Below are 6,906 nucleotides of genomic sequence, written 5' to 3' on the forward strand. Positions count from 1 at the left end.
CGTCATGGGAGCCATGGCAACGATGGGCCAATGTTACGAATCAATGCAGGATCTTGACCACTAATGGGTTTTGATCTGCTTATTTTTGGCCTTAGCAGCGCTGATCGGTTCGCCCCGGGCCCGCCCCTCCTGCGTCCGGCCGCTCAGCTCGGAGGCCCAGCAGGGCGCGGCTGAGGCGGCGATAGGGTCGTGACAGGCTTCCGTTGCCATGAGTTCACAGGCTTCCGCTTCGTTTCTGGCCGATGCCGCCCTCACGGCCGGGGGCCGTTCCCTCGGGGTGCTGGTGTGTGGCCATGGCAGCCGCAACCGCCTGGCGGTGGCCGAGTTTGCCGCCCTGGCCGAGCAGCTGCAGCAGCGGCTGCGGCCACTGCCCCTGGAGTACGGCTACCTGGAGTTCGCCCGGCCGATCCTGCGCGACGGTCTGGAGGCCCTGCGCCGCCGCGGTGCGGAGCACATCCTGGCGGTGCCGGCGATGCTGTTTGCGGCGGGCCACGCCAAGAACGACATCCCTTCGGTGCTCAACACCTACGCGGCCGAAACCGGACTGCGCATCGACTACGGCCGGGAGCTCGGGGTGGATCGCCGCATGATCCAGGCCGCCGGGGCCCGGATCCGGGAGGCCCTCGCCAGGGTCACCGGCTCTGTGCCCCTGCAGGACACCCTGCTGGTGGTGGTGGGGCGCGGGTCGTCCGACCCCGATGCCAACTCCAACGTGGCCAAGGTCACCCGCATGCTGGTGGAGGGCTTTGGTTTCGGCTGGGGCGAAACGGTGTACTCAGGCGTCACTTTTCCCTTGGTGGAGCCAGGCCTGCGCCAGGCGGTGCGACTGGGCTACCGCCGGGTGGTGGTGTTTCCCTACTTCCTTTTTTCAGGGGTGTTGGTGAGCCGGATCGTGCAGCACACCGAGCGCGTGGCGGCCGATCATCCCGAGCTGGAATTCATTCAGGCCGCCTATTTAGGCGACCATCCTCATGTGCTCGACACCTTCGAGGAGCGGGTGATGGATGTGGTGCGGGGCGACACCGCGATGAACTGCTCCCTCTGCAAATACCGGGCCCAGGTGCTCGGCTTTGAAACGGATGTGGGGGCGCCGCAGCACAGCCACCACCACCATGTGGAAGGGCTCACGGATGGCTGTGACCTGTGCGAGCGCGAATGCACCGGAGCCTGTCAGCCCGATGGGGTTCCCATCCCCTTGGGGGCCGCGGCCAGCGAGCACGGCCATGGCCATGGCCACCACCACCACGTCCCAGATCACGGCAGCCTCATCCAGCCGGAGCCGCGGCAGAGCCGGCCTCGCCCGATCCCCGGCGCCAGTAGAGCAGGAACCGCTCCGGCCAGAACCGCCGCAGCTGGGCCCCCTCCAGGCCGGCGGCGGCGGCCAGGGCCGCCACCTCGTCGAGCCGGAAGGCGCCGCCCACCGAGAGGGGCCCATCCACATGCACCACCGGCGAACGGCTCAACAGCCGGGTGCCGGCCCAGGTGAGCAGCAGATCGAGGCGGGTGCGCAGCAGGTCGTGCAGCAGCAGCTGATCGTCGGTGGCGGCTGCCATGTGACGCAACAGGGTCTGGGCCTGGGCGCTGCTGAGGTGATGCAGAAACAGAGAGCAGACCACCAGCTGATAGCCGCCGGGCAGCGGCTCGCCCAGGGCATCGGCCTGGAAGAAGTCGGCCTCCACCCCCTCGGCAAGCGCCAGATCGCCAGCCATGGCCATGGCCTCGGCACTGAGGTCGCAGCCATGCAGCTCCAGATCGAGGCCCAGGCGCCGGCCGAGACGGCCCAGGGCGCGCAGGCTGTCGCCGCTGCCGCAGGCCACATCCAGCAGCCGCAGCCGCTGGCCGGGCCTGCGCAGGGCCAGCTGGCGCAGGGCCGATGCAAAGCAGGCCGCACTGCGGGTGAGGGTGTTGATGCGGGCCAGACCGCGCAGGGCATCGCGGTGCACCACCGGATCGAGCTCCGGCTGATCCATCACCTCCGCGCGCAGCCGCCGCTGGGGCAGGCCTGCCCACAGCTCAGCCAGGGGCACCGAGAGGCTGTCGATCAGCTCGGCCGAGCGCCCACCCATCCCTGAGCCCTGCCTGTGTCACAACGGCCGAACCCTAGGAACCTCCTCCCCGCGGCAGACCAGGCCGCATCCGATCGCCGCCGTCGTCAGTACTTCCAGAGCCCCCGTCGACACCAGCCGTGCCAGTGCACGCTCCAACCGCCAGCAGCGCCCTGGCCCCCAGAGGGATCCTGGCCGCAATAGCTGCCATGGCCGGGCTGCTGGTGGGCTGCTCCTCGGCTGCCTCACCGCCACGGCTCACCCTCACGGGCTCCAGCAGCGTGGCTCCCCTGGCCGGGGAGATCGCCCGCCGCTTCGAGGCCAGCCATCCCGGCGTGCGCATCGACGTGCAGACCGGCGGGTCCTCCCGCGGCCTGGCGGACCTGCGCCGGGGCAGCGCCGACATCGGCATGGTGTCGCGGGCCTTGAACAGCAGCGAGGCCGACCTCCAGGCCACCACCATCGCCCTGGACGGCGTCGCCGTGATCGTGAACAGCAGCAACCCGGTGCAGACCCTGACCGATGAGCAGATCCGGGGCATCTTCACGGGCCGCATCGCCACCTGGTCGGAGCTGGGCGGCAGCCCCGCGCCGATCACGGTGGTGACCAAGGCCGAGGGGCGCTCCACCCTGGAGGTGTTCCTCGACCACTTCCAACTCGACAACCAGGCCATCCGGGCCAGCGTGGTGATCGGCGATAACCAGCAGGGGCTGCGCACGGTGGCGGGCGATCCCGGCGCCATCGCCTACGTGTCGATCGGGGCGGCGACCCTGGAAGCCCAGCGGGGCCTGGCGATCCGGCTGCTGCCGATGGCCGGCGTGGCCCCCACCCTGACCAACGTGGCCCAGCGGCGTTTCCCCCTGGCCCGGCCCCTCAACCTGGTGAGCAAACCCGATCACTCCAATCCTCTGGCCAGGAACTTCCTGCGCTTTGCCACCGCCCCGGCCAACGATGACCTGCTGGCCCGGGAAGCCGTGGTGGCGCCGGCCCGATGACCAGCGCCACCGACCGGCTGCTGCTCTGGAGCCTGCGCCTGACGGCCGTGCTGGCCTGCTCGATCGTGGTCTGGATCCTGGCCTTTCTGCTGGGGGAGGCCCTGCCGGCCCTGGGGGCCCTCGGCCCGCTCCGCTGGCTCGGTGATCCCAGCTGGCACCCGACAGTCGGCGCCACGGAGGGCCACTTCGGTCTGGCGCCGATGCTGCTCGCCACGGCGGCCAGCAGTGCCGGTGCCGTGCTGCTGGCCACCCCGGTGGCGCTCGGCTCCGCCCTCTTCTGCCACAGCTATGGGCCACCCCGCTGGAGCGGGGTGTACCGGCGTCTGGTGCAGCTGCTGGCGGGCATTCCCTCGGTGGTGTTCGGCTTCTGGGGGCTGGTGGAACTGACGCCCCGGATCGCCCGCTGGCAGCCGCCGGGCCAGAGCCTGCTGGCGGGGATCCTGATCCTGGCCCTGATGATCCTGCCCACCGTCAGCCTGCTGATGGAGTCGGCCCTGGTGGAGCTGCCGGCGAGTTACCGGCAGGCCGCCGCGGCCCTGGGTCTCAGTCCCTGGGCCAGCCTGCGCCGGGTGCTGCTGCCCGCGGCCGCCCCCGGCCTCGCCTCAGCGGTGCTGCTCGGCAGCGCCCGCGCCATCGGCGAAACCATGGCGGTGCTGATGGTCAGCGGCAACGTGGTGCAGCTGCCGGGCAGCCTGTTCGCTCCGGTGCGCACCCTCACGGCCAACATCGCCCTGGAACTGGGCTATGCCCTGGACCTGCACCGCTCGGCCCTGTTCGTGGGGGGGCTGGTGTTGCTGGTGCTGGTGGCAGCTCTGGTGGCCGTGGCCGAGGGGCTGGCTGCGACGAGCCTGGCCGGAGGGCGGGCCCATGGCTGAGCGGCTGGTGGCTGCTCTGTGTGGGGCGGTGGCTGTGGCCGTCAGCGCCCTGTTCGCCTGGGTGCTGGCCGACCTGCTGCACCAGGGGCTGCCTGAACTCAGCCTCGGCTTTCTGCTGGAGGCCCCCCGCGATGCGGGCCGAGCCGGGGGCATTGCCCCGGTGATCGTGGCGACGCTGTTGATCCTGCTGGTGTGCCTGGCGGCCAGCCTGCCGATCGGGCTGGGCACGGCCGTGCTGCTGGCGGAAGTGAGCCGCGGCCGCAACCGCTTCGCCCGGGCGGTGCGGGGCTCGCTGGACGTGCTGGCCGGTGTGCCCTCGATCGTGTTCGGCCTGTTCGGCAACGCGATGTTCAGCCTCTGGCTGGGGCTGGGCTTCTCGATTCTCTCCGGGGGGCTCACCCTGGCCTGCATGGTGCTGCCCGTGCTGATCCGCAGCTGCGAGCAGGGGCTGCGGGCCGTGCCCCACGACTACCGCCAGGCCGCTGCGGCCCTGGGCCTCTCCTGGGGCAGCACCCTGCGGCTGGTGATCCTGCCCAGCGCCGCCCAGGGCCTGGCGGTGGGGCTGGTGCTCGGCCTCGGGCGGGCCCTGGCGGAAACGGCGGCGCTGCTGTTCACCAGCGGCTACGTGGACCGCATGCCCAGCTCGCTGCTCGATTCGGGCCGGGCGCTGTCAGTGCACATCTACGACCTGGCCATGAACGTGCCCGGCGGAGAAGCCAGGGCCTGTGCGACAGCCGTGGTGCTCGTGGCCCTGCTGCTGCTCTGCAACGGCCTCACGATGCTGCTGGCGACCCGCTGGCAGGGGAGCACCGCGGGCCGATGACCAGCTCCCCCGGCCCGGTGCTGCTGCAGGTGACCAACCTCAGCGTCAGCTACCACCACAGCTGTGTGCTCGACGGCCTCTGCGTGCCGATCCGGCGCGGCGCCATCACCGCGATCGTGGGGCCTTCCGGCTGCGGCAAGAGCACCTTTCTCAGCTGCCTCAACCGGCTCAGCGACCTCAGCGCCGGCTGCCGGGTGAGTGGCTCGATCCGCCTCGACGGGGTGGAAATCACCGGCCCCCAGGCCGACCTGATGGGCCTGCGCCGGCGGGTGGGCTGGATCGCCCAGCGGCCCAACCCGTTCCCCTTCTCCATCCGCCGCAACCTCAGCGTGCCCCTGGCCCACCACGGCCTGCACGACCGCCGCCGCCGGAACGCCGTGATCGAGAGCGTGCTGCAAGAGGTGGGTCTCTGGCCCGAGGTGCGCTCGAGGCTCGATGACTCGGCCCTCAAACTCTCAGGCGGGCAGCAGCAGCGGCTCTGCCTGGCCCGGGCCCTGGCCCTGCAGCCGGAGCTGCTGCTGCTGGATGAGCCGTGCAGCGCCCTCGATCCCCTGGCCAGTGGCGTGGTGGAAGACCTGATCGCCGGCCTGCGGGGGCGCTGCACCCAGGTGATCGTGACCCATAACCTGGCCCAGGCCCGGCGGCTGGCCGACGACCTGATCGTGTTCTGGACGGCGGAGGGCCGCGGCACGATCGTGGAGCAGGGGCCCGCCGAGCAGCTGTTCAGCGCGCCCGCACACCCGATCACAGCGGCCTACCTGAGGGGCGAACGCGGATGACCACAGCCCATCCTGCCACGCCCCTCGATGCCGTGCTGGCGATCATTCCCGTGCGCAACGAGGCGGCCACGATCGCCGCGGTGATCGAGGGCCTGCAGCGCCAGGGCGTGGGCCGGATCCGTGTGGTGGACAACGGCAGCAGCGACGCCAGTGCCGCCATCGCCCGCCACTGCGGTGCTGAGGTGCTGAACGAACCGGTGCCGGGCTACGGGCGGGCCTGCTGGCGGGGGCTGCTCGACCTGCCGGAGCCGATCGGCTGGATCCTGTTCTGCGACGGAGACGGCAGTGACGACCTGGGCGTTCTGGACCATTGGGCCGCGCTGATGGCGGGGGCCGATCTGATCCTGGGCAACCGCATGGCCAGCCCGGCCGGGCAGCGGCTGCTGACGCCGGCGCAGCGCTTCGGCAATGGTCTGGCCACCCGCCTGATCAGGCTCGGCTGGGGGCACCGCTTCGCCGACCTCGGTCCGCTGCGCCTGATCCGCCGCGAGGCGCTGCTGGCGCTGCGGATGCACGACCGCGGCTTCGGCTGGACGATCGAGATGCAGGTGAAGGCCGTGGAGGCCGGCCTGCGGATCCAGGAACAGGCCGTTGAGCCCCGCCGCCGCGCGGGCGGGCAGTCCAAGATCTCCGGCACGGTGGCCGGCAGCGTCGGGGCCGGCGTCGGCATCCTCACCACCCTGGGTGGCCTCTACCTGCGCAAGCTGCTGCGCCCGCAGCAGCCGGCCAGGAGGGGCGCCTGATGGCGAGCTGGGCGTTGCCGGGCAGCTGTCTGCTGCTGGTGCTCGGCGCGGCGCTGATGGCGCCCCAGGGTCTGTTGCACGATCCCCAGGTGATGCCGGGCTTCTGGCGGGCCGCGGCGGTGCTCGGCGCTGGCTTCGCCCTCTCCTGGCGGCTGCGCTGGGTGGGCGCCGCGGCCTTCTGGGGCGTGGCCGTGCTCACCCGGCTGTTGCTGCTGCCCATGGAGCCCAGCGATGACATCTGGCGCTACCTCTGGGAAGGCCAGATCCAGCGGTTTGGCTTCAATCCGTTCCTGCTGGCCCCGGACGCGGCCCTGCTGGAGCCGCTGCGCACCCCCTGGTGGGGCCAGATCAACCATCCAGACGTCACGGCGATCTACCCGCCCCTCACCCAGCTGCTGTTCCGGCTGCTGGCGGCGCTGTCACCGGCGGACCTGGGCCCGGCGGTGCTCCCGTTCAAGCTCGCCTTCGTGGCGGCCGATCTGGCCCTCTGCGCCCTGCTGGCCCGCCGCTTCAGCCGGCTGCCCAGCCTGCTCTACGCCTGGAACCCGCTGGTGCTGGTGAGCATCGCCGGCGGCGGCCATTTCGAGAGCTGGTTCCTGCTGCCCCTGGTGGGCGCCTGGCTGCTGATCGAGCCCCACTCCACCGC

Annotated in this window: 6 protein-coding genes and 2 pseudogenes; 7 read left to right on the plus strand and 1 reads right to left on the minus strand. The window is 71.4% G+C overall.

The window, feature by feature from the left end:
* Nucleotides 1-208: 208 nt before the first annotated feature.
* A complete protein-coding gene (locus IQ216_RS10065; protein ID WP_228007376.1) occupies nucleotides 209-1,486 on the plus strand; it encodes a sirohydrochlorin chelatase in 1,278 nt (425 codons plus the stop codon).
* 43 nt (nucleotides 1,487-1,529) lie between these two features.
* On the opposite strand, the pseudogene IQ216_RS14280 reads toward IQ216_RS10065, so the two are convergent.
* A pseudogene (locus tag IQ216_RS14280) lies at nucleotides 1,530-2,066 on the minus strand (methyltransferase domain-containing protein); the annotation flags it as partial.
* Nucleotides 2,067-2,254: 188 nt separating this feature from the next.
* On the opposite strand from IQ216_RS14280, the gene IQ216_RS10075 reads away from it, so the two are divergent.
* The 6 genes and pseudogenes from IQ216_RS10075 to IQ216_RS10100 all read left to right on the plus strand — a co-directional run.
* Nucleotides 2,255-3,040 carry a phosphate ABC transporter substrate-binding protein gene (locus tag IQ216_RS10075; protein ID WP_193815368.1) on the plus strand — a complete coding sequence of 262 codons (786 nt, stop codon included), beginning with the start codon at nucleotides 2,255-2,257 and terminating at the stop codon, nucleotides 3,038-3,040.
* Nucleotides 3,037-3,915, plus strand: coding sequence for a phosphate ABC transporter permease subunit PstC (gene pstC / locus IQ216_RS10080; protein ID WP_193815369.1), 879 nt, complete (start codon nucleotides 3,037-3,039; stop codon nucleotides 3,913-3,915). Before IQ216_RS10075 ends, pstC begins: the two co-directional genes overlap by 4 nt.
* The gene (gene pstA / locus IQ216_RS10085; RefSeq protein ID WP_193815370.1) at nucleotides 3,908-4,738 is read left to right on the plus strand and encodes a phosphate ABC transporter permease PstA; all 831 of its coding nucleotides are present in this window, start codon (nucleotides 3,908-3,910) and stop codon (nucleotides 4,736-4,738) included. Before pstC ends, pstA begins: the two co-directional genes overlap by 8 nt.
* Nucleotides 4,735-5,517 (plus strand): phosphate ABC transporter ATP-binding protein, encoded by a 783-nt coding sequence (locus IQ216_RS10090; protein WP_193815371.1) that lies wholly within the window; start codon nucleotides 4,735-4,737, stop codon nucleotides 5,515-5,517. The genes pstA and IQ216_RS10090 overlap by 4 nt, the downstream gene beginning before the upstream one ends.
* Nucleotides 5,514-6,260 carry a glycosyltransferase family 2 protein gene (locus tag IQ216_RS10095; RefSeq protein ID WP_193815372.1) on the plus strand — a complete coding sequence of 249 codons (747 nt, stop codon included), beginning with the start codon at nucleotides 5,514-5,516 and terminating at the stop codon, nucleotides 6,258-6,260. The genes IQ216_RS10090 and IQ216_RS10095 overlap by 4 nt, the downstream gene beginning before the upstream one ends.
* Nucleotides 6,260-6,906: pseudogene (locus tag IQ216_RS10100) on the plus strand (DUF4175 domain-containing protein); the annotation flags it as partial. The gene IQ216_RS10095 and the pseudogene IQ216_RS10100, both read left to right, overlap by 1 nt.

This window comes from Cyanobium sp. LEGE 06143 (assembly GCF_015207535.1).
Classification (GTDB): Bacteria; Cyanobacteriota; Cyanobacteriia; order PCC-6307; family Cyanobiaceae; genus NIES-981.